Source organism: Georgenia sp. Z1344 (assembly GCF_049856295.1).
Classification (GTDB): domain Bacteria; phylum Actinomycetota; class Actinomycetes; order Actinomycetales; family Actinomycetaceae; genus JB111.
The window spans coordinates 1-20,518 of the sequence record NZ_JBNDMZ010000018.1; the positions used below are offsets into that span (position 1 = coordinate 1).

General features: G+C 73.4%; 19 protein-coding genes. 15 read left to right on the top strand and 4 right to left on the bottom strand.

Annotated features, from left to right (window positions below; translation table 11 throughout):
• Positions 1-256: 256 nt before the first annotated feature.
• The 15 genes from ACPYO6_RS15900 to ACPYO6_RS15970 all read left to right on the top strand — a co-directional run bounded on the left by ACPYO6_RS15900 (position 257) and on the right by ACPYO6_RS15970 (position 16,156).
• A complete protein-coding gene (locus ACPYO6_RS15900; RefSeq protein ID WP_425715765.1) occupies positions 257-1,324 on the top strand; it encodes an IS110 family transposase in 1,068 nt (355 codons plus the stop codon).
• A 162-nt stretch (positions 1,325-1,486) separates the two neighbouring features.
• Positions 1,487-2,728 (top strand): substrate-binding domain-containing protein, encoded by a 1,242-nt coding sequence (locus ACPYO6_RS15905; protein WP_425715766.1) that lies wholly within the window; start codon positions 1,487-1,489, stop codon positions 2,726-2,728.
• A 79-nt stretch (positions 2,729-2,807) separates the two neighbouring features.
• On the top strand, positions 2,808-3,620 hold the full coding sequence (locus ACPYO6_RS15910; protein ID WP_425715767.1) for an ABC transporter ATP-binding protein: 813 nt from the start codon (positions 2,808-2,810) through the stop codon (positions 3,618-3,620).
• Positions 3,617-4,390, top strand: coding sequence for an ABC transporter ATP-binding protein (locus ACPYO6_RS15915; RefSeq protein WP_425715768.1), 774 nt, complete (start codon positions 3,617-3,619; stop codon positions 4,388-4,390). Before ACPYO6_RS15910 ends, ACPYO6_RS15915 begins: the two co-directional genes overlap by 4 nt.
• Positions 4,387-5,262 (top strand): branched-chain amino acid ABC transporter permease, encoded by an 876-nt coding sequence (locus tag ACPYO6_RS15920; protein WP_425715769.1) that lies wholly within the window; start codon positions 4,387-4,389, stop codon positions 5,260-5,262. Before ACPYO6_RS15915 ends, ACPYO6_RS15920 begins: the two co-directional genes overlap by 4 nt.
• Complete coding sequence (locus ACPYO6_RS15925) at positions 5,259-6,524, top strand: branched-chain amino acid ABC transporter permease (protein WP_425715770.1); 1,266 nt, start codon at positions 5,259-5,261, stop codon at positions 6,522-6,524. The genes ACPYO6_RS15920 and ACPYO6_RS15925 overlap by 4 nt, the downstream gene beginning before the upstream one ends.
• Positions 6,524-8,167 (top strand): class I adenylate-forming enzyme family protein, encoded by a 1,644-nt coding sequence (locus ACPYO6_RS15930; protein ID WP_425715771.1) that lies wholly within the window; start codon positions 6,524-6,526, stop codon positions 8,165-8,167. Before ACPYO6_RS15925 ends, ACPYO6_RS15930 begins: the two co-directional genes overlap by 1 nt.
• Entirely contained in the window at positions 8,164-8,832 is a 669-nt protein-coding gene (locus ACPYO6_RS15935) for a TetR/AcrR family transcriptional regulator (protein WP_425715772.1), read from the top strand. The genes ACPYO6_RS15930 and ACPYO6_RS15935 overlap by 4 nt, the downstream gene beginning before the upstream one ends.
• Entirely contained in the window at positions 8,829-9,575 is a 747-nt protein-coding gene (locus tag ACPYO6_RS15940) for a 3-hydroxybutyrate dehydrogenase (protein WP_425715773.1), read from the top strand. The genes ACPYO6_RS15935 and ACPYO6_RS15940 overlap by 4 nt, the downstream gene beginning before the upstream one ends.
• The gene (locus tag ACPYO6_RS15945; RefSeq protein ID WP_425715774.1) at positions 9,572-10,474 is read left to right on the top strand and encodes an alpha/beta hydrolase; all 903 of its coding nucleotides are present in this window, start codon (positions 9,572-9,574) and stop codon (positions 10,472-10,474) included. Before ACPYO6_RS15940 ends, ACPYO6_RS15945 begins: the two co-directional genes overlap by 4 nt.
• Positions 10,471-11,523 carry an alpha/beta fold hydrolase gene (locus ACPYO6_RS15950; RefSeq protein WP_425715775.1) on the top strand — a complete coding sequence of 351 codons (1,053 nt, stop codon included), beginning with the start codon at positions 10,471-10,473 and terminating at the stop codon, positions 11,521-11,523. The genes ACPYO6_RS15945 and ACPYO6_RS15950 overlap by 4 nt, the downstream gene beginning before the upstream one ends.
• A gap of 940 nt (positions 11,524-12,463) precedes the next feature.
• The gene (locus ACPYO6_RS15955) at positions 12,464-13,519 is read left to right on the top strand and encodes an ABC transporter ATP-binding protein (RefSeq protein WP_425715776.1); all 1,056 of its coding nucleotides are present in this window, start codon (positions 12,464-12,466) and stop codon (positions 13,517-13,519) included.
• A complete protein-coding gene (locus ACPYO6_RS15960; RefSeq protein ID WP_425715778.1) occupies positions 13,516-14,280 on the top strand; it encodes an ABC transporter permease in 765 nt (254 codons plus the stop codon). Before ACPYO6_RS15955 ends, ACPYO6_RS15960 begins: the two co-directional genes overlap by 4 nt.
• Positions 14,277-15,554: a histidine kinase gene (locus tag ACPYO6_RS15965; RefSeq protein ID WP_425715780.1), complete on the top strand. Its 1,278-nt coding sequence runs from the start codon at positions 14,277-14,279 to the stop codon at positions 15,552-15,554. The genes ACPYO6_RS15960 and ACPYO6_RS15965 overlap by 4 nt, the downstream gene beginning before the upstream one ends.
• Positions 15,551-16,156 (top strand): response regulator transcription factor, encoded by a 606-nt coding sequence (locus ACPYO6_RS15970; protein WP_425715782.1) that lies wholly within the window; start codon positions 15,551-15,553, stop codon positions 16,154-16,156. Before ACPYO6_RS15965 ends, ACPYO6_RS15970 begins: the two co-directional genes overlap by 4 nt.
• Before the next feature lie 46 nt (positions 16,157-16,202).
• On the opposite strand, the gene ACPYO6_RS15975 is transcribed toward ACPYO6_RS15970, so the two are convergent.
• The 4 genes from ACPYO6_RS15975 to ACPYO6_RS15990 all read right to left on the bottom strand — a co-directional run bounded on the left by ACPYO6_RS15975 (position 16,203) and on the right by ACPYO6_RS15990 (position 20,452).
• On the bottom strand, positions 16,203-16,958 hold the full coding sequence (locus ACPYO6_RS15975) for a hypothetical protein (protein WP_425715783.1): 756 nt from the start codon (positions 16,956-16,958) through the stop codon (positions 16,203-16,205).
• Positions 16,959-16,970: 12 nt separating this feature from the next.
• Entirely contained in the window at positions 16,971-18,188 is a 1,218-nt protein-coding gene (locus ACPYO6_RS15980; RefSeq protein WP_425715784.1) for a gamma-glutamylcyclotransferase family protein, read from the bottom strand.
• A 387-nt stretch (positions 18,189-18,575) separates the two neighbouring features.
• Positions 18,576-19,847: a hypothetical protein gene (locus ACPYO6_RS15985; RefSeq protein WP_425715785.1), complete on the bottom strand. Its 1,272-nt coding sequence runs from the start codon at positions 19,845-19,847 to the stop codon at positions 18,576-18,578.
• Positions 19,848-19,972: 125 nt separating this feature from the next.
• Positions 19,973-20,452, bottom strand: a complete 480-nt coding sequence (locus ACPYO6_RS15990; protein WP_425715786.1) for a hypothetical protein — start codon at positions 20,450-20,452, stop codon at positions 19,973-19,975.
• Positions 20,453-20,518: the final 66 nt, after the last annotated feature.

Below are 20,518 nucleotides of genomic sequence, written 5' to 3' on the forward strand. Positions count from 1 at the left end.
TGGTCGTTCCGCTCGTGGGTGTGACTCGGCGAACCGCAGACCCCTTGTTGGGGGTGTCTGGAGATTGATCTGTCCGCCCATGGGTGGGGTGGCCGGCACCGTCCTGGCCCATCTCGGAGACCTGATCAGAAGGTTGTCCGCCACTGGTGTGGCGTGACTCGTCACAGTGTTGTCCCGAGGTGACTCCTACCCAGAACGGCACCGGCCACCAGCGACCAGACCATCCACTCATTGGTAGGAAGGACACCAGGCCGCTATGGCTATCGTCGCGCACTCCCATCCGTTCGTCATCGGGGTCGACACCCACGCCCAGACCCATTCGTTGGCGGTGCTGGCCGCCCGCGGCGAGCTGATCGATTCTGCCCAGTTCCCGACCACGCCTGCGGGCATGGCCCGCGCGATCGCCTGGGCCGCTCGCCGCACCGGGGCCGATATGGCCGCGTTGTGGGTCATCGAGGGCGCCGCGTCCTACGGCGCGACCCTGGCCGGCGTTGTCCAGGACGCCGGCTATCAGGTCGTGGAGGCCGCGCGGATGAACCCGCGCGGGAACCGGGGCGTGGGTAAGTCCGATGCCCTGGATGCCTACCGCATCGCGGCCGCCGTCCTCCCGCTTCAGGTCAGCCGGCTGCGGCACCTCCGCGCCGCTAGTGGGGTCCGGGCCGCGCTGCGGGTCCTGCTCACCGCCCGCGAGCAGATGAACAGCGAACGTACCGCGGCCACGAACGCGCTGACCGCGCTGCTGCGCGTCAGCGACCTGGGTATCGATGCGCGCCGGGCCCCGGGCAAGAAGGTGATCGCCATGATCAGCCGGTGGCGCGAGCGCGATGAGGACATCGCCACCGCGACCGCCCGCAGCGAGGCCGTCCGCCTGGCCGCCCAGATCCTGGCCCTGGACGTCGAGCTCGCCACGAACAAGAAGCGCATCACCGTTCTGGTCAAGTCCAGCCTGGCCGCGCCGCTGCTCGAGATGCATGGTGTCGGGCCGATCACCGCGGCCGTGTCACTGACCGTGTTCTCCCACCCGGGCCGGTTGCGTTCCGAGGCCGCGTTCGCGGCCCTGGCCGGGGTCAGCCCGATCCCGGCCTCCTCGGGCAACACCGTGCGACACCGCCTCAACCGCGGGGGCGACCGGCAACTCAACCGCGTCCTGCATACCGCGGTCGTGACCCGGATGAGTCACGACCCCGAGACCCGCGCCTACGTCGAACGCCGCGCCGGCGAGCACCGCACCAAGGCCGAGATCCGCCGCTGCCTCAAGCGCTACCTCGCCCGCCGCATCTACCGCACCCTCAACAGCACCCCCGAACCCACCATGGCCGCTTGACGAAACATAGAAGGATCAATCTCGACGAGAGGGGCGGTCGGCGGGTCGGGCTTGACACGCGGGCTCGCCGTCCGCACCATACTGACACCTGAATCACTCGTCAGGTTCTGCGGTCGGACAGCCCCCGTCGGTCCGCACCTCTCCACCAACGAAGGCGGAATCATGCGAGTAGGCACGAAGATCCTGGCCCTGGCTGCGGGCGTCGCGACCGCGACCGCTCTCGCCGCGTGCGCCCCCAGCGAGGACGACGCCGAGGCGGACGGCGGTTCCGAGTCCGGCGGCGAGTCGGGATCCGGCGGCGGCGAGGCCACGGGCGACCCCGTCCCCGTCGCGCTCATCACCTCGACCACCGGCCCCCTGGCCGCCTACGGCGAGGCGTTCGTCGACGGCTTCGAGGCCGGCCTCGACTACGCCACCGACGGCACCGGCGTCGCGGGCGGCCACGAGATCGAGGTCGAGATCCTCGACGACGCCGGCGTGGTCGACACCGCGCTCGGTCACACCCGCGACGTCATCGGCGCGGGCACGCAGATCATCACCGGCACGGCGTCGTCGGGCATCGCCCTCGCGCTCGCCGAGCAGGCCGAGCAGAACCAGATCCTCTACGTCTCCGGCCCTGCCGCGGCGGACCCCGTCACCGGCATCAACGAGTACACCTTCCGCTCGGGCCGCCAGTCGCTGCAGGACGTGGCCACGGCCGGCCAGTTCACGGACGTCGACGGCCAGACCGTGGTCGTCCTCGCGCAGGACAACGCGTTCGGACAGGGCAACGTCGCCGCCGTCGCGGCCGTGCTCGGCGAGCAGGGCGCAGAGGTCGTGCCCGTGCTCGTGCCCGAGGACGTCACCGAGTTCACGCCGTTCACCACGCAGATCCAGGGCGAGGAGCCGAACATGGTGTTCGTCGCCTGGGCGGGCGCCACCTCCGGCGCCATGTGGCAGTCGCTCTCGCAGCAGGGCGTCCTCGAGTCGACCACGGTCGTCACCGGACTCGGCGACGTCTCGACCTACAACGCCTTCGGCGACGGCTCGGGCGAGATCGACTTCCTCAACCACTACTTCGCGGGCGCCGGCGGCAACGACATCGAGGCCGCGATGATCGAGCACGTCGAGGCGGCCGGCGGCACCGTCGACCTCTTCACGCCGGACGGCTTCACGGCCGCCCAGATGATCGTCCAGGCCATCGAGGAGGGCGCGGCCGACGACGTCGACGCGATGGTCTCCGCCCTCGAAGGCTGGGAGTTCGAGGGCCCGAAGGGCGACTACTCGATCCGCCCGGAGGACCACGCGCTGCTGCAGCCGATGTTCCACGCCCACCTGGTCGACCAGGACGGCGAATGGGTCCCCGAGCTCGTCGACACGATCTCCGCCGAGGACGCGGCCCCGCCCGTGGCCGAGGGTTCCTGACCGACCGCGTCGGGGGCGGCGCAGCACAGCGCGCCGCCCCCGTCCCGCGCCCTCCCCGTACCCGCCAGAGAGGCAGCCGATGAGCACCCCCACGGACTCCGGTCCGGACACCGATCCGTACGCTGCACCGACCACACCGGACGACGTCGCCCTGCGCGTGGCCGGCCTCTACTTCCAGGTCGGCGGCGCGAAGATCCTCACGGACATCGACCTCGACGTCCCGCGCGGCCAGATGCTCGGGGTCATCGGCCCCAACGGCGCCGGCAAGACCACGCTGTTCAACATGATCTCGGGGATCCACCGGCCCACCGCGGGCCGGATCCTGCTCGACGGCACGGACATCACCCGCGCCCGCGTCCACACCCGCGCCCGGGCCGGGATCGGCCGGACCTTCCAGACCTCGAGCCTGTTCCCCGCGCTCACCGCACTGGAGAACGTGCGCCTCGCGGCCCAGACCTCGATGGGCGGCGGCCTGTCGGTGCTGCGCTTCCCCACCCGGAACGACGCCGCCGCCAAGGTCGCGCTCGACCGCCTCGACGAGGTCGACCTCGGGCACCGCTCGGCGGTCACCGCCGGCGGCCTGTCCCACGGCGACAAGCGCAAGCTCGAGATCGCCGTGCTCCTCGCGATGGAGCCGAAGGTCATCCTGCTCGACGAGCCGATGGCCGGCGTCTCCCGCTCCGACGTCCCCTCGCTGGTGGAGGTCATCCGACGGCTGCACCGCACCCGCTCGACCACGGTCCTCATGGTCGAGCACCACGTCGACGTCGTCATGGGCCTCGTCGACCGCGTCGCGGTCCTCCACCAGGGCTCGGTGCTCGCCGTCGACGAACCGGAGACGATCATGAACGACCCCCGCGTGAAGTCCGCCTACCTCGGAGGTGCCGCATGAGCGCGGTCCTCACGGTCGAGAAGCTGCGCGCCCACATCGGTGGCCAGCAGGTCGTCGAGTCCGTCTCCTTCGAGGTGCCCGCCACCGGCGTGACGGCGGTCCTCGGCCGCAACGGCGTCGGCAAGACCTCGACGATCAAGGCGGTCATGGGCCTCATCGAGCGCACCGGCACCGTGACGTTCGCCGGGGAGCGGATCGACCGGCTGCACACGCACGCCATCGTGCGGCGCGGCATCGGCTACGTCCCCGAGGACCGCGAGGTCTTCGGCACCCTGACCGTCGCCGAGAACCTGCGCCTCGCCGAGCGCGACGGCGGCAACCCCGAGCGCCGCGAGCTCGTCGACGAGCTGTTCCCCGACCTCGTGGCCCGTGCCGGCCAGCGCGCCGGCACGCTCTCGGGCGGCCAGCAGCAGATGGTCTCCCTCGCCCGCGCCCTGCTCAACGACAACCGCCTCCTCCTCGTCGACGAGCCGACCAAGGGCCTCGCCCCGCGGATCGTCAACGAGGTGGCGGACGCCCTGGCGATCGCCGCGCAGACCGTCCCGGTCCTGCTGGTCGAGCAGAACCTGCCCGTCATCGAGCAGCTCGCCACGGACGCGATCGTCATCGACGCCGGGCACGTCGTCCACACCGGCCCCGCCGCCGAGCTCCTCGCGGACCCAGACGCCGTCTCCCGCCTCCTCGGGGTCGGCTCGCACGAGCAGCCCGCCACCGCCGGCGCCGGAGCAGGCGCCGGCGCCACCCACGACCGGGCGGAGGCCCCCCGATGAGCACCCTCGTCCTCCTGCTGTTCACGGGCCTCGGCCTGGGGGCGCTGTACTTCCTCGCCGCCTCGGGGCTCTCCCTCATCTACGGCCTCATGGGCGTGCTCAACTTCGCCCACGGCGCGTTCCTCTCCCTCTCGGGCCTCGTCGGCTGGGAGGTCGCCAAGATCGTCGGCGCGGGCACGTGGGGCGGCTTCCTCGTCTCCCTGCTCGCGGGCGTCCTCGTCGGCGCCGTGTTCGCCACGCTCACCGAGCTCCTGCTCATCCGGCCCCTGTACAACCGCCACATCGAGCAGGTCCTCGTCACCGTCGGCCTCGGACTCGGCGGGATCGCCCTCTTCGAGGGCATCTGGGGCTCGAACGCCGACTTCTCGCTCACCTCGCCCGCGTGGATGACCCGCACGACGTCGATCCTCGGCGCGAACGTCCCGAACTCGATGTTCGTCTTCATCGTGGCCGCGGGCCTCGTCCTCGCGGCCCTCGCCCTGTTCCTGCGCTACACCCGGTACGGGCTCATCATCCGCGCCGGCGTCGAGAACCGGTCGATGGTCACGGCGCTCGGCATCGACGTGCGCCGCTCGTTCACCCTGATGTTCGCGATCGGCGGCGCCGCGGCCGGGCTCGGCGGCGTCCTCGCCTCGCACTTCTACCAGTACACGTCCGCGCACCTGGGCCAGACGATGCTCATCTTCGCCTTCATCGTCACCGTCATCGGTGGCATGGGCTCGCTCCTGGGCGCGGCGATCGCCGCCGTCCTCGTCGGGGTGCTCCAGCAGCTGGCCAACGCCTACCTCGGCGTGGGCGACCTCGTCGCGGTGCTGCTGCTCGCCGTGGTGCTTCTCGTCCGACCGGCCGGCCTCATGGGGAGGACCGCATGACCACCGATCCCACCGCCACCGGCGGCACCACCGGAGCCACCGCGGCCACCACCACCCGCGACCGCGGCGAGGACGCGTCCGCCACGACCGGACCGGCGACAGCGCCCACGACCGGCCCCGACGGCGCCACCCGCTCCGGCGCCACCGCCGCCACGCCCACCAGCGTCCCGCCGCGCACCGGCGTGCGCCGTAGTTGGGTGGCGCCCGCGGTCGTCGGGGTCGTCCTCGTCGTCTTCGCCGGCCTGCTGCCGCTGCTCAACATCAGCGTCCCCGGCGTCCTGCCCGGGCCGACCTACCTCCCCGGCGCCCTCGGCCTGCTCGCGCTGTGCTTCCTCTACGCCGCGCTCGCGCTGAGCTACCACCTCGTCTACGGGGTGGCGGGCATGCTGAGCTTCGGCCACGCCCTCTACTTCGGCGCCGGCGCCTACGGGCTCGCCCTGCTGCTCAAGTACGAGATCGACTTCGCCGTGGCCATCGTCCTCGTCGTCCTCGGCGTCGCGGTCCTCGCCCACGTCGTCGGCGCGGTCTCGCTGCGCGTGGCCGGCGTGTCCTTCGCGATGGTCACCCTCGCGTTCGCCCAGGCCGGCAACGTCGCGGTGCGTCGCGGCTCCGCGATCACCGGCGGCGAGGAGGGCCTGCGCCTCGAGACCGCCGACGTGCCCGACCTGCTCGTCGGGGTGCTCAACACCAAGCACATGTTCTGGCTGGCGCTGGCGATCCTCGTCCTCGTCTACGTGGTCGTCACGTGGTTCCAGTCCTCACGCGCCGGCCACGTCGTCGAGGCCACCCGCGAGAACGAGACCCGCGTGCGCGTCATGGGCCAGGGCCCCTACCCGATCCGCGTCCTCACCTTCGGCCTTGCCGGCGTGCTCGCCGCGATCGTCGGCATGGCGTACGTGCTCCTGCAGTCCACGGCGACCCCGCACACCACGAGCGCGGACATGACGATCTCGGTCCTCATCATGGTGGTGCTCGGCGGCGTCGGGTCCCGCTGGGGCGCGATCACGGGCGCCATCGTCTACACGCTGCTCGTCAGCCGGCTCTCGACCCTCGCGGCCACGGAGTCGATCCAGTCCCTCCCGGCCTGGCTCGAGATCCCGCTGTCCGAGCCGAACTTCATCCTCGGGGCGCTGTTCATCCTCGTCGTCCTGTTCACCCCCGGCGGCATCGCGGGCGGTCTCACGCGCCTGTGGGCCCGCCTGACGGGTCGCCGCACCGGCGGCGCACGCGCCTCCCGCGCCCGGCTGGAGGACGTGGCCTGATGCCCACCCGCCCGCTCGACCACACGCGCGCACCCGCGCCCGGCGGACACACCGTCGGCCGCTGGGTGAGCGCCTCGGCGCGCCTCGCGCCGGGGCGCATCGCGGTGGACGAGCGGGGCCGGCTGCTGACGTACCGCGAGCTCGACGACCGCTCGAGCGCCCTGGCCGAGGCGCTGCGGGCGGCCGGCTACCGGCGGGGCGACCGGGTCGCCACGCTCACCCGCAGCTCGACCGACCACGTCGTCGCGTTCTTCGCCTGCGCGAAGGCCGCCCTCGTCCTCGCGCCGCTGTCCTGGCGGCTCGCCGGCGCGGAGCTCGCCGACCTCGTCGCGCACTGCCGGCCGGCCCTCCTCCTCGCCTCCGCCGAGCTCGAGGGGGCGGCGCGGGCCGCGGCCTCGGCCTCCCCGACTCCCCCGCCGCTCGCGCTGCTGGGACCGGACGGCGTCGAGTCCGCCGTCCCGGCGCGGGGAGCCTCGGTCGGTCCGGCCGGCGCGGACGCTCCCACGCCCGACGACGACGAACCCCGCACGCCCGACGACGAACCCCCCGGCGCGTCCGTCCCCGCCGACGAGGACCCCGTCCTGCTGCTGTACACCTCGGGCTCGACGGGCCGCCCGCGCGGCGTGCTGCTCACCCACGCCAACTGCTACTGGACGAACGCGTCCCTCGGCGACGCCACCGGCATGACCAGCCAGGACGTCGTGCTGGGGATCATGCCGCAGTTCCACTCCGGCGGCTGGAACGTGCAGCCCCTGCTCGCCTGGCGCACGGGCGCCACCGTCGTCCTCGAGCCCGACTTCGACCCCGGCGCCGTCATCGACCTGCTCAGTCGCCGCCGCGTGACGACGATGATGGGCGTCCCGGCGCACTACCGGATGCTCGCCGAGCACCCCGACTTCGCCTCGGCCGACCTCCACGGGCTCACCCATGCGATCGTCGGCGGCGCCCCGATGCCGCACGACCTGCTCGCCGTCTGGCAGTCGAGGGGCGTGCGCGTGTTCCAGGGCTACGGGCTGACCGAGGCCGCGCCGAACGTGCTCGTGCTGCCCGCCGAGGAGGCGGGCGACCACGTCGGGTCCGTCGGGCGCCCCTACGCCCACGTCGAGGTCGCGCTGCTCACCGGCGGCGAGGTCCACCACGGCGCCGGGACCGGGGAGCTGCTCGTGCGCGGCCCCGCCGTGTTCGCCGGCTACGCGGACGACCCCGAGGCGACCCGGGCGGCGTTCCACGACGGCTGGCTGCGCACCGGCGACCTCGCCGAGCGCGACGACGCCGGGTACGTGCGGATCGTCGACCGCCGCTCGGCCATGTACATCACGGGCGGGGAGAACGTCTCCCCCGCCCAGGTCGAGTCCGTCCTGCGCGCGCACCCGGGGATCGCGGACGTCGCCGTCGTCGGGGTCCCGGACACCGACTGGGGCGAGGTCGGGCACGCTGTCGTCGTCGCCCGTCCCGGCGCGGACCTCGACGCACGGTCCGTGGTCGCGCACGCCCGGGAGAGCCTCGCGGCGTACAAGTGCCCGAGGTACGTGACGTTCGTCGACGAGCTGCCCCGCATCACGCTGCTCAAGGTCGACCGCGCACGACTTCCCCTGCCGTCCGGCGACCCGGTCGGCCCCCGAGAGACGAGGAGCGACGCATGAGCACCCGCCCGACCACCGCCCGCGGCACGCGCACCCGGGCCGCGATCCTCGCCGCGGCGACGGACGTGTTCGCCGAGCACGGTTTCCACGACGCCTCCGTCGCACGCATCACCGACCGCGCGGGCGTGGGCCAGGGGACGTTCTACCTCTACTTCGACACCAAGCTCGCGGTGTTCGAGGAGGTGGTGCGCGACCTCAACTCGCGCGTGCGCCGCGCGATGTTCACCGCGTCCTCCGAGCACACCGACCGCATCGCCGCCGAGCGCGCCGGGTTCGCCGCGTTCTTCCGGTTCACCGCGGAGAACCCGGCCCTCTACCGGATCATGCGGCAGGCCGAGTTCGTCGCCTCGGACGTCCTCCACATGCACTACGAGACCATCGCCCGCGGCTACACGACCGGGCTGCGCGCCGCCCAGGAGGCCGGCGAGGTCGCCGAGGACCTCGACCCGGAGGCCGTGGCCTGGGCCCTCATGGGGGTCGGCGAGCTCGTCGGCATGCGCTGGGTGATGTGGGAGCGCGAGACCACCTCCGACGACGAGGAGCGGTCCGTCGAGCACGGGCTGCCCGAGAAGATCTTCGACTCGACCATGGCCATGGTCGAGCGCGGGCTCCGGCCTCCCGCCGGGCCCGGCACCACCCCCGACACGCAAGGAGACACCCCGTGAGCAGCATCAACGGCAAGCGCGCAGTGGTCACCGGCGGTGGCTCCGGCATCGGTGCCGCGGTCGCCCGCCGCCTCGCCTCCGACGGCGCGACCGTCGTCGTCGCCGACCGGGACGAGGCCGCCGCCGAGCGGGTCGCCGGCGAGATCGGGGGCGAGAGCTGGGTCGTCGACCTCGACGACACGCGCGCCCTCGACGACCTCTCGCTCGAGGCGGACATCCTCGTCAACAACGCGGGCATCCAGGTGGTCCGGCCCATCCACGAGTTCGACCCCGAGGCGTTCCGCCGCATCCAGCGGATCATGCTCGAGGCGCCCTTCCTCCTCGTCCGCGCCGCGCTGCCGCACATGTACGCCGCCGGCTGGGGCCGGATCGTCAACCTCTCCTCCGTCCACGGGCTCGTCGCCTCCCCGTTCAAGAGCGCCTACGTCACCGCCAAGCACGGGCTCGAGGGCCTGAGCAAGGTGACCGCGCTCGAGGGCGCCGAGCACGGCGTGACGTCGGTGTGCGTGAACCCGGGCTACGTGCGCACCGCGCTGGTGGAGAAGCAGATCGCCGACCAGGCCGCCACGCACGGCATCGGCGAGGACGAGGTGCTCGAAAAGGTCCTGCTCAAGGAGGCGGCGGTCAAGCGGCTCGTCGAGCCCGAGGAGGTCGCCTCGCTCGTGTCGTGGATCGTCGGCGCGGACGGCTCGATGGCCACCGGCGCCTCGTTCGTGCTCGACGGCGGGTGGCACGCGAAGTGAGCCGCAGCCCCGTCCGCAGCGACGTCGCCGTCACCGGCGGCGCGCTCGCGGTCCACACGTGGGAGGCGCCGTCGAAAGCCCCCACCGTCGTCGCCGTCCACGGCGTCACGTCCTCGCACGCCGCCTGGGCGTGGCTCGCCGACGCCCTGCCGGACGTACGGGTGGTCGCCCCCGACCTGCGCGGACGGGGACGCTCCTCGGGCCTCGGTGGCCCCTACGGGATGGCCGCGCACACCGACGATCTCGCCGCCGTGCTGCGGGGGCTCGACGACGGGCCGCACCTCGTCGTGGGCCACTCGATGGGCGCCTTCGTCTCGCTCGTCCTCGCCCACCGGCACCCCGACCTCGTGGCGGAGCTCGTCCTCGTCGACGGCGGTCTCCCGCTGCGGGCGCCGGAGGGGATCGATCCCCAGGACGCGATGGACGCCACGCTCGGGCCGGCGGCCGACCGGCTGCGCGCCACGTTCGCCGACCGCGCCGGGTACCGCGACTTCTGGCGGGACCACCCGGCCTTTGCCGGGGTCGAGGACGAGCGGTTCGACGCCTACACCGACCACGACCTCGAGCCGACGCCGGACGGGCGTCTGCGGCCGGCGACCGCGGTCGAGGCGCTGCACGCGGACCAGGTCGAGCTCGTGGGCGGGACCTCGGTGCGCGAGGCCCTCGACGCGCTCGACCCCGCCGCGCGCCCGACGACCTTCGTCCACGCCCCGCGCGGGCTGCTCGACGCCGAGCCGCTCTACACCGCGGACGAGGTCCACCGCTGGTCCGCGGAGCTGCCGGGCGTCCACGTGGTGTGGAGCCTGGACACCAACCACTACACGGTCGTCATGTCCGACCGGGGTGCGACGGACCTCGCCGAGATCCTCCGCCCCGCCCTCGAGGGAGCCCTGCGATGACGATCCACGAGCACGACGTCGGTACGGCGCGGATCCGCGTCCACGTCCGCGACACCGACCCCGAGGGGGCGTCGGAGCACCTGCCCGTGCTGATGGTCCACGGCAACTGTTCGTCGTCGGCGTTCTTCCACCACCTGCTCGGCGCCCTGCCGGGCGGGCGCCGCGGCATCGCCCCGGACCTGCGCGGCTACGGGGACACCGAACCGGCACCGATCGACGCCACGCGCGGGATGCGCGACTTCTCCGACGACCTCGTGGCGCTGCTCGACGCGCTCGGGATCGGCCAGGTCGACGTCGTCGCCCACTCCGCCGGCGCCGGCGTGGTCATGCAGCTCGCCGTCGACCACCCGGGACGCGTGGGTCGCATGCTGCTCGAGGCCCCCGCCTCGCCCTACGGCTTCGGGGGCACGAAGGACGTCGCGGGCACGCCGCACTGGCCCGACTTCGCGGGGTCCGGCGGCGGCACCGCGAACCCGGACTTCGCCGCCGCGATCGCCGCCGGCGACCGGTCGACCGACACCCCCGTCTCCCCGCTCAGCGTGTTCCGCCAGACCTACGTGGCCGCAGGCGCACAGGTCGAGGACGAGGACCTCCTCCTGGACTCCGTGCTGTCCACGCGGATCGGCGAGGACCACTACCCCGGCGACACGACGACGTCGGAGAACTGGCCCGGCGTCGCGCCCGGCACCGCGGGCATGAACAACGCCCTCTCGCCGAGGTACTACGACCTCTCGACGTTCGCCGACGTGCGGGGCGTGGGGCCGGTGGCCTGGGTCCGCGGGGACGCCGACGTCATCGTCTCCGACACGTCCCTGCTGGAGTTCGGGCACCTCGGCAGCCTCGGCGCGGTCCCCGGCTGGCCCGGCCCGGAGGTCTACCCCGCCCAGCCGATGGTCGGCCAGACCCGGGCCGTGCTCGACGCGTTCGCGTCGAACGGCGGCAGCTACGAGGAGATCGTGCTGCCCGGGATCGGCCACAGCCCCCACCTGGAGGACCCGGAGCGGTTCCGCGCGATCCTCGCCGACCTGCTCGACCGGCCCGCCGCCTGACCGGCGCTCGCCCGACCGTAGGATCGGGGCATGCCCACCCCCGCGACGACGCCACCGGTGCGCGCCCGCGCGCTCCGGGCGCTCTGAGCCGTGCTGCCCGAGGAGATCGAGGCGCTGCGGGACGCCGACGGTCGGCGCGCGCGCCGGAACTGAATCGTCGTCGCCGTCCTCACGGTGCTGCTCGCCCTCGTCCCGATCGGCGTCTACGCGGCGGCCACCGGCAGCCTCGACCACCTGCTCGGCCGGAGCCAGGAGGTCACCGCGCGGGTGGAGCAGGTGACGACCGACGGCAGCTGCCGGGGGCGGTCGACCGACCGCCTCGACGTGACCGTGAGCTGGACGGTCGACGGCGTTCCCGGTCGCGACTCCTACTCCCGGTGCGACGACCCGCTCGCCGTGGGCGACCCCGTCCAGGTCTGGGTGGCACCCGACGGGAGCATGTCGCCCGACTCCCCAACCTCGATCCGGGTCGGTCTCGTGCTCGGCAGCGTCGCTCTGGCGCTGGCCGCCGCCGGGAGCGGTGCACTGACCATCGTCATGACCCGGAGGTGGCAACGGCGGCTGCTCGGCGCGCCGACCACGCCGCTCGGCCCACCCGTCCGCGTCCGGGTGAGGTCCGCGGGGCGCGGTCGGGCGCGCATGCACCTCGTCGATCCCGCGCCCGGGGTACCCGACCCGAGGCCGGGCGTCTCGCCGGTGGTCCGTTTCCGCGCCGGGCACGGGCCTCGACCGGCGCCACGGTGTCCTCGTCCGCGACGACGACCGCCTCTGGATCGAGCTCCGCGCCCGCGGGCCGAAGGACCGGTGATCCCAGCCCCGTCGGGACGACGCCGCAGCTCCCGGCACCGCGTCCCCCGACCGCCCCGACTGACAGGTGTCACACGGACCTCGTGACACGACCCCATGGTGGGAGCACGCGCGGTCCGGCGATGCTCGGGCCATGACCACACCTGGGACCGCCGTACCACCGGCCGTCGAGCTCGTCGGGCTGCGCAAGACCTTCGGATCGGGAGCCTCGACCGTCCGCGCCGTCGACGGGCTCGACCTGACGATCAGCCCCGGAGAGGTCGTCGCCTTCCTCGGCCCCAACGGCGCCGGCAAGACGACGACCCTCGACATCGTGCTCGGCCTGACCGAGGCGAGCGCCGGCTCCGCCACGGTGTTCGGGCGCTCCCCGCGCGAGGCCGTCGCCGCCGGCCGGGTCTCGGCGGTCCTCCAGTCCGGCGGCCTGCTGCGCGACCTCACGGTCCGCGAGACGGTCACGCTCATCGCCTCGACGTTCCCCACCCACGAGCCGGTCGACGACGTCATGGCGCGCGCCGGCATCGAGGGCATCGCGGGGCGACGGATCTCGAAGTGCTCGGGCGGCGAGCAGCAGCGGGTCCGGTTCGCGCTCGCACTCCTGCCCGACCCCGACCTCATCGTCCTCGACGAGCCGACCGCGGGCATGGACGTCTCCGCGCGACGCGAGTTCTGGGCCACCATGCACGCCGACGCCGACGCCGGCCGCACGATCGTGTTCGCCACCCACTACCTCGAGGAGGCCGACGCGTTCGCCGACCGCATCGTCATGGTCGCGCGCGGTCGGGTGGTGGCGGACGGCTCGACCGAGGAGATCCGGGCACGGGCGACCGGCCGGACGGTGAGCGCCGCCGTCGACCCGGCCCGCCTCGAGGCCGTGGCCGGGGACCTGCGGAAGCGGCCCGGCGTGCGCACCGTGACGACGTCCGGCAGCCGGCTGAGCGTCGCCGCGGCCGACTCCGACGCGGTCGCGCGCCTCCTGCTCACCGAGCTCGGCGGATCGGAGCTCGAGATCACGGCGGGCTCGCTCGAGAGCGCGTTCGTCGCGATCACCGGCGACGACGTCGCTGCGGCCGACGAGATCGACGACCTGTTCTCTCCCACCGGAACGACGAGCACGACGACGGCGCACACCGGCGCCTCCACCGACCCCGCCCCAGGGACCGCCACCACCTCGATCGGAGCGACCCGATGAACGCGACATACTTCCGGATCGAGATGACGCGGCTGAGCCGCGACGTGACGACGCTCTTCTTCGTCGGCATCCTGCCCGCCCTGCTCTACGTCATCTTCGGGGCGGTCCAGTCCTACGGGGAGGTCGAGCTCGCCCACGGCAACGTGGCGATGACCGTGATGATCGCGATGGCCGCCTACGGCGCCGTCACCGCCACGACCTCGCTCGGCGGCATGGCGGCGGTCGAGCGCATGCAGGGCTGGGGCCGCCAGCTCGGGCTCACACCGATGACCGACGCAGGGTTCGTCGCGGTCAAGGCCTCGGTCGCACTGGTGGTGGCGCTCGTCCCCGTCGCCCTCATCTACCTCCTCGGTGCGCTGACCGGCGCGTCGGGCGACCCCACGGCATGGGCGCTGTCCGCCGTGGTCATCGTCGTCGGGGCCGTGACGTTCGCGTTCTTCGGACTCGCCGTCGGCCAGATCTTCCGCAGCGAGGGATCGGTGGGCGCCGCGTCGGGCATGCTCGTCGTCGTCGCGTTCCTCGGCAACGTCTTCTTCCCGCTGTCCGGGATCATGCTGCAGATCGCGAAGTTCACCCCGATGTACGGCTACGTCGCCCTGGCCCGCCGCCCGGTCACCGACGGGGTTCCCCTGCAGACCGGGATCGGCGACCCTGGCCCCGCGGAGCCGCTCTGGGTCCCGGTGGTTAACCTCCTCGTGTGGACGATCGTGTTCGCCGCCCTGGCGGTGTGGAGCGTGCGCCGCGGACGGTCGCGGCAGTGACCGACGACCCGTTCGCGCGGTCCGGGACGGCGACCGCCCCGGGCCGCGGCCGCACGCCCGAGGCCGACGGCGCGGTGACGCCGGATCCCTCCGCCCGGCCGCACAGCGACGCCGGCACACGAGCCGCACCCGACGCCGGTGCGTCGACGGTCGCCGGAGGGCCGACCGACGCCGGCGCCGGTCCCTCGCGGGCCGTCGCCGCCTCCGGTGACCCGTGGGACCGGATCGGCTGGCTCATGGCCGCCATCTGGCTCGTCTTCCTCGCCTTCCCGATCGGGGCCCTTCTCGTGGAGGGCCACGCACCCTGGGTACAGGTGGCCGGCCTGGTGCTCATCGTCGCGTTCGCGCTGGTCTACGTCCACGCGTTCCGGAACCTGCCCGAGCGGGCCGGCCCGGAGCGCGTGCGGCACGGCCTCGTCCACCTCGCGATCCTCGTCGGGATCGGTGCCCTCGTGGCGATCCCGCTCGGCGTGGACGCGATCGCGATGGCGACCTACGTCGTCGCCCTCGTCACCTTCACGCTGCCGCCACTGGTCGCGTGGACCCTGACCGCCGTGACCATCAGCGCCGCGATGGTCGTGCCGTGGTTCTTCGGCGCGGCCGACGACGCCCCGTGGTGGCTCTACGGCCCGATCATCCTGCTCGTCGCGGTCGCGTGCTCGATCCCCGTGGCGCTCGACGAGCGCTCCGCACGCCAGCACGAGCTCGAGGCCGAGCTGGCGCTGACCGAGGAGCGCGACCGCGTGGCGCGCGACGTCCACGACGTCCTCGGCCACTCGCTCACCGTCATCACCGTGAAGTCCGAGCTCGCCGAGCGGCTCGTCGACCGGGACCCGGTGCGCGCGAAGGAGGAGATCGCCCAGGTGCGGTCCCTCTCCCGGCAGGCGCTGGCCGAGATCCGGGCGACGGTCGCGGGCCTGCGCGTCGCGCGGCTCACCGACGAGCTCGACGCGGCCGCGGTCGCCCTGTCCGGTGCCGGCATCGCCGCCGACCTCCCCGACGACCCGGACGTCGTCGACCCGAGGCACCGCATCACCATGGCGTGGGCGCTGCGGGAGGCCGTCACCAACGTCGTGCGGCACTCGGGGGCGGCCACGTGCACGGTGCGCTGGAGCGACTCCGGACTGACGGTCGACGACGACGGAAGAGGCGTCTCCGGGCGCGAGGGCAACGGCCTGCGGGGCCTGCGCGAGCGCGTCCGCCAGGCCGGCGGCACCGTCGAGGTAGGCGCCGGTCCGGACGGGGCCGGCACGAGACTGGAGGTCCACCTGTGATCCGGGTGCTGCTCGCCGACGACCAGGCGCTCGTCCGCGGCGCTCTCGCCGCCCTGCTCGACCTCGAGACCGACATCGAGGTGGTCGCCCAGGTCGGCCGCGGTGACGAGGTGGTCGACGCCGCCCGTGCCGCCGACGTCGACGTGTGCCTGCTCGACATCGAGATGCCGGGCCTCGACGGGATCGAGACCGCCAGGGAGCTCGCCGCCGGCCTGCCGGGCACCCGGTCGCTCGTGGTGACGACGTTCGGCCGGCCCGGCTACCTGCGCCGGGCGCTCGAGGCCGGGGCCAGCGGCTTCGTCGTCAAGGACACGCCGGCGGGCGAGCTCGCCGAGGCCGTGCGCCGCGTGCACGCCGGGCTTCGAGTGGTCGACCCCTCGCTCGCGTCGGAGTCGCTCGCCGCCGGGGCGAACCCGCTGACCGAGCGGGAGCGGGACGTCCTGCGGGCCGCGCTCGACGGCTCCCCGGTCGCCGAGATCGCCGCGTCCGTCCACCTCTCCCCCGGGACGGTGCGCAACTACCTCTCGAGCGCGATCGGGAAGACGTCGACGTCGACGCGCGCCCAGGCCGCGCAGGTCGCCCGCGAGCACGGCTGGCTATAGCGAACGGATCCGTGGCCGGCACACGGCCGGCCACGGATCCGTCTCGTCAGTACTCCCAGGCCCAGCCGCTGCCGGTGCCGGACGGGTCGTAGACGAGCGTGCCGGTCTCGGAGGCTACGTCGAGGACGACATAGCCGGAGTCCGTCTCCCCGGGCAGGAGCGACGGAGCCACGAGCTCGTCGATCGTGTAGCAGGACCACGACGCGTCGGTGAGCGTGCCGGGCTGCTCGGCGCCGTCGGGCCCGAGCACCGTGAAGAAGTCCGCCGCGAGCGGCAGGAACACGTCCTCGGGGTTCTCGGCGTCGGCGCCGGCGGCCTCCGCCATGGCGGCGGTGATCTCGACGACGAGGAAGTGCCCGTTGACCGGGTCGAACTGCTCGTCGACCCGGCTCGGGCAGGTCTGCGCCGTCTCGATCGACGTGACGACGAGCTCGACCAGCGGCTCACCGGCGTCGTCGGCCAGGCCCGCGACCTGGCCGACCTCGCGCAGCAGGTGGTCGCCCACCAGCTGGGGCGCGGCGTCGTCGGGCCCGGGGTCCGGCCCGTCGGTGCTCGAGTCGGTGGACGACCCGCTCGTGTCGGTCCCGGGCAGGGTGCCCGTGGTGGTGGCCACGCCGTCGGGCAGGAGCGAGCCGGCGTCGTCGGGCACCTCCTCGGCGAGCGAGAGCGGGACGGGGTCGCCCGCGGCGTCGACGGGCGTGGTGCGCGCGACGTCCACGTCGGCGGCGAGGGTGAACGTCAGGGGCAGACCGACGCCGAGGACGGCACCGCCCGCGAGCAGGGGCTTGATGATCGATCGCATGTCGTTCTCCTCTCAGTACCGGTTGACGTAGTCGCCGTTGCGGACGATCCACCCGATGTCGTGCGCGTAGGCCACGCGCCAGGGGGTGGCGACGTAGACCCACGCGTTCTGGCCGGCCACGTCGGTCCCCCGCAGCTGGCGGGTGTAGTTCATCCGGCTCAGGGGCAGCGCGGGGTCGTAGCCCTCCCAGCGGTCGACCTTGGCGATCATCCGGGCGTAGTCACCGCGGGCGAACCAGAAGGCCTCGGCGACGATGCCGCGCGTGTTCGCGCTGTTGGGGATCGCCCAGGGCCAGTCGAACTCGGTGCGCGGGGTGAGCCAGAGGTCGAACCCGGGCAGGCGCAGGGTGCGCTCGCGGACCGCGTCGGCATGGACGACATGGTGGGCCGGCTGACCCGTGCGCAGCGTCCCGTAGGACGCGATCGGGTACTGGGCGGGCGGGGGCGGCGGAGGCGGCGGGGCCGGGGGGCGTCGCACGCCGAGCGTGTCGGTGCCGTTGCCGTCCCAGTCGCCCACGAGCACCACGTCGTCGTCCCGGCCGTAGTTGACCTCGACGTCGGCGATGCCGCTGGTGATGGCGTTGCGCAGGTAGTACGCGTTCCCGCGGCGCACGCCGAGCGTGTCGAAGTTGTCGCCGTTCCAGTCGCCGACGAGCACCTCGTCGTTCGCCCGCCCGTAGGTGGCCTCGCGGTCGGCGGGGCCGCTGCCGGGCGAGGTGCGGAAGTAGTAGTGGTTGCCGCGGCGGGTCGCGACGTCGTCGCGGCCGTTGCGGTCCCAGTCGCCGATGAGCACCTGGTCCGAGGCGCGACCGTAGGCGAGCTCGGCGTCGTGGCCGCCGGAGCCGGCCGCGTTGCGGATGTAGAACACGTTGCCGCGGCGCACCGCGAACGAGTCCCGGCCGTCCCCGTCCCAGTCGCCCACGTACGTGGTGTCGCTGTCCCTGCCGAACGCCACCTGGGTGCCGGCGCCGCCGCTGAGCGAGTTGCGCTGGTGGTAGACGCGTCCCCGGCGGACGGCGAGGGAGTCGGCTCCGTCCCCGTCCCAGTCGCCCACGTAGAGGCGGTCGCCGGTCCGGCCGTAGGTGAACTCGATCTCGCCGACGGTCTGGATCGAGTTCGACAGGAAGTAGTCGTCCCCGGAGCCGCCGACCTCGCCGCCGGTGGCCCGTGCCGCTGCCGGGCCGACGGCGGCGCCGCCGAGCAGGGTCGCCCCCGCCAGTGCGGCCGCCATCCGGGCGGTCCAACGTCGTCGTCGGCGTGGGGTGCCGGGTGGGCCGCCCGGCTGGTCTCGTTCGGACATGGACTCGGAACTGGAACGCATCTGTGCGTCCACCTGCCTCGGTGTCGTGAGCCGGGCGCGCGGATCTCATGGTGATGGTCAGCGCGTGGTGCACTCGGAGTAAACCAGTGTCATAGAACCGGGGCAAGGGCATTCGCCGGACACGCCGTCCGGAATACCCGACGACGACGGACGGCCGGTGGTCTGCCACGACGACGGAGGGCGGGTGGTCCGCTACGACGACGGACGGGCGGTCCGGCGCGAGTGCGCCGGACCGCCCGTCCGGGTGGGAGCGTGCCCCCGAGGTGCTGGGTCGGGGCTGGCGTCAGGGGTGGTGGATCAGCCCTGGCCGTAGCCGCCGGGCTGGTAGCCGCCCTGCTGGCCGTAGCCGCCGGCCTGGCCACCGCCGTAGCCACCCTGCTGACCGCCGGGCTGGCCGTAGCCGCCGGCCTGGCCGCCGCCGTATCCGCCCTGCTGGCCGTAGCCGCCGCCCGCGCCGGCCGGCTGACCGGACGGGGTCTCGCCACCCTTGATGGTGCCGAGCGACGTGAGGGCGATCCAGGCGCCGACACCGAGCGCAGCGATCGCGAGGATCAGCATGAGGATCGCACCGAATCCGAGGCTCGCGCCGCCCGCGCCGGAGTCTCCGATCGCGTCGTTGGCGGTGCCGACGTCACCCGCGACGTCGATGAAGCCGATCAGACCGAGCAGGAAGATGAGCACACCGCCACCTGCCGCCGCGAGCGTGCCGATGGCCACCTTCTGCCGGATGGCGACGAGGACACCACCGGCGCCGGCGGCGAGCGCGGCCAGGAGGATGATGACCGCATAGCCGGTGTACTCGCCGAACCCGTTCCCGCTGTCGTTCGTCGTCTCGCCGAAGAACGAGTACTCCACGGATGCCCAGGGCAGAACGAGCGCGAGGATGGAGAGCACCGCGACGCCGAGCATCACCCAGCCGGAGATCGCCGGCGGGAAGAGCCTGAACGGCCCGATGGGCCCGCCGGCCTTGGCCGAGGTGGAGGTCGCCACGCCGTAGGCGCCGGCCTCTCCGTAGGAGCCCTGACCGCCCTGTGCGCCGTAGGCGTTGCCGCCGTAGCCGGCGGCCTGTCCGGCCGAGGCTGCCGACTCGTGCTGCGCGGGCGAACCGTAGGAGCTCGGCGAACCGCCGGCCGGGGAGCCGTAGCTGCCCTGCCCGTAGGCGGGCGAGGTCGACTGGCCGTAGCCCGCGGGCGCCTGGTCGGGCGACTGTCCGGACATCGGCTGCTGAGCCTGCTGCCCGTAGCCGCCCTGCTGGGCCGGAGGCTGCTGGCCGTAGCCGCCCTGCTGGGCCGGAGGCTGCTGGCCGTAACCGCCCTGCTGGGCCGGCGGCTGCTGGCCGTAACCGCCCTGCTGGGCCGGCGGCTGCTGCCCGTAGCCACCCTGCTGGGCGGGGGGCTGCTGCCCGTAGCCACCCTGCTGAGCGGGCGGCTGCTGCTGGCCGTAGGTCGGCATGGGGCGACGCGCGAGCATGGTCGCCTCGACGTCGTCCTCCGCCTCGGCGGGCTGGTTCTCGTCAGGCTGCGGAGTTCCGGGGTACTCGGGCGAGCCGGAGTTCGGCGGGTTCGTCATGACACGATCTAATCACGCGGCACCGACAGTACGTGCGACATTCCGGTGTCCGGGGAGAAGTCCCCATCGACCACGGGCGCCCGATCGGGATGGGTGCCGATCCCCCGGGCGACCGCGGGTGCGCGTCAACCCTGCGCGGCGGGCGGCTGCGGATCGATCTGCGTGAGCCCGGCGTCCTCGGCCTGCTCGCCGATGAAGGCGTCGAGGACCTCCGCCGCGAGGGTGTCGAGCTGGGCGCGCAGGGTCTTGGTCTGCGCCTTCCTGACCTTGGGGCTCATCGCCTCGAGCAGCGGCACGGCAGCCTCGATCTTCTCCAGCCGCCTGCGCCAGCCGGCCACGCGGGCGAGCTCGGCGTCGTCGTCGGCGGAAGCGACGAGGTAGTTGATCTGCTTGCGCACCACCTCGGCCTGGGTCGCGAGGTTGCCCGCGCCCGGCCGGACCGAGCCCGCGAGGCCCTTGACAGAGCCGGCGACCTTGTCGAACGCCGCGGGGTTCTTGTTGCGCAGGTCGATGAGGACGGGCCCGTACCGGGAGACGATCTTCCAGATGGCGGGGCCGGCGACGACGGCCACGTTGAGCAGCTTGGCGAGCGGGATGCGGGCCATGGACTCCCTTTCTGTGCGCGGCTCCAAGCGTCTCACGAGGAGGCGGGAGGGTGCGCGGCGGACGGC

Coding starts and splice junctions, on each gene's coding strand:
- ACPYO6_RS15910 (WP_425715767.1), top strand. CDS start 2,808: ATGAGCACCCCCACGGACTCCGGTCCGGACACCGATCCGTACGCTGCA.
- ACPYO6_RS15905 (WP_425715766.1), top strand. CDS start 1,487: ATGCGAGTAGGCACGAAGATCCTGGCCCTGGCTGCGGGCGTCGCGACC.
- ACPYO6_RS15990 (WP_425715786.1), bottom strand. CDS start 20,452: ATGGCCCGCATCCCGCTCGCCAAGCTGCTCAACGTGGCCGTCGTCGCC.
- ACPYO6_RS15955 (WP_425715776.1), top strand. CDS start 12,464: ATGACCACACCTGGGACCGCCGTACCACCGGCCGTCGAGCTCGTCGGG.
- ACPYO6_RS15950 (WP_425715775.1), top strand. CDS start 10,471: ATGACGATCCACGAGCACGACGTCGGTACGGCGCGGATCCGCGTCCAC.
- ACPYO6_RS15935 (WP_425715772.1), top strand. CDS start 8,164: ATGAGCACCCGCCCGACCACCGCCCGCGGCACGCGCACCCGGGCCGCG.
- ACPYO6_RS15980 (WP_425715784.1), bottom strand. CDS start 18,188: ATGGCGGCCGCACTGGCGGGGGCGACCCTGCTCGGCGGCGCCGCCGTC.
- ACPYO6_RS15975 (WP_425715783.1), bottom strand. CDS start 16,958: ATGCGATCGATCATCAAGCCCCTGCTCGCGGGCGGTGCCGTCCTCGGC.
- ACPYO6_RS15925 (WP_425715770.1), top strand. CDS start 5,259: ATGACCACCGATCCCACCGCCACCGGCGGCACCACCGGAGCCACCGCG.
- ACPYO6_RS15930 (WP_425715771.1), top strand. CDS start 6,524: ATGCCCACCCGCCCGCTCGACCACACGCGCGCACCCGCGCCCGGCGGA.
- ACPYO6_RS15960 (WP_425715778.1), top strand. CDS start 13,516: ATGAACGCGACATACTTCCGGATCGAGATGACGCGGCTGAGCCGCGAC.
- ACPYO6_RS15900 (WP_425715765.1), top strand. CDS start 257: ATGGCTATCGTCGCGCACTCCCATCCGTTCGTCATCGGGGTCGACACC.
- ACPYO6_RS15920 (WP_425715769.1), top strand. CDS start 4,387: ATGAGCACCCTCGTCCTCCTGCTGTTCACGGGCCTCGGCCTGGGGGCG.
- ACPYO6_RS15915 (WP_425715768.1), top strand. CDS start 3,617: ATGAGCGCGGTCCTCACGGTCGAGAAGCTGCGCGCCCACATCGGTGGC.
- ACPYO6_RS15985 (WP_425715785.1), bottom strand. CDS start 19,847: ATGACGAACCCGCCGAACTCCGGCTCGCCCGAGTACCCCGGAACTCCG.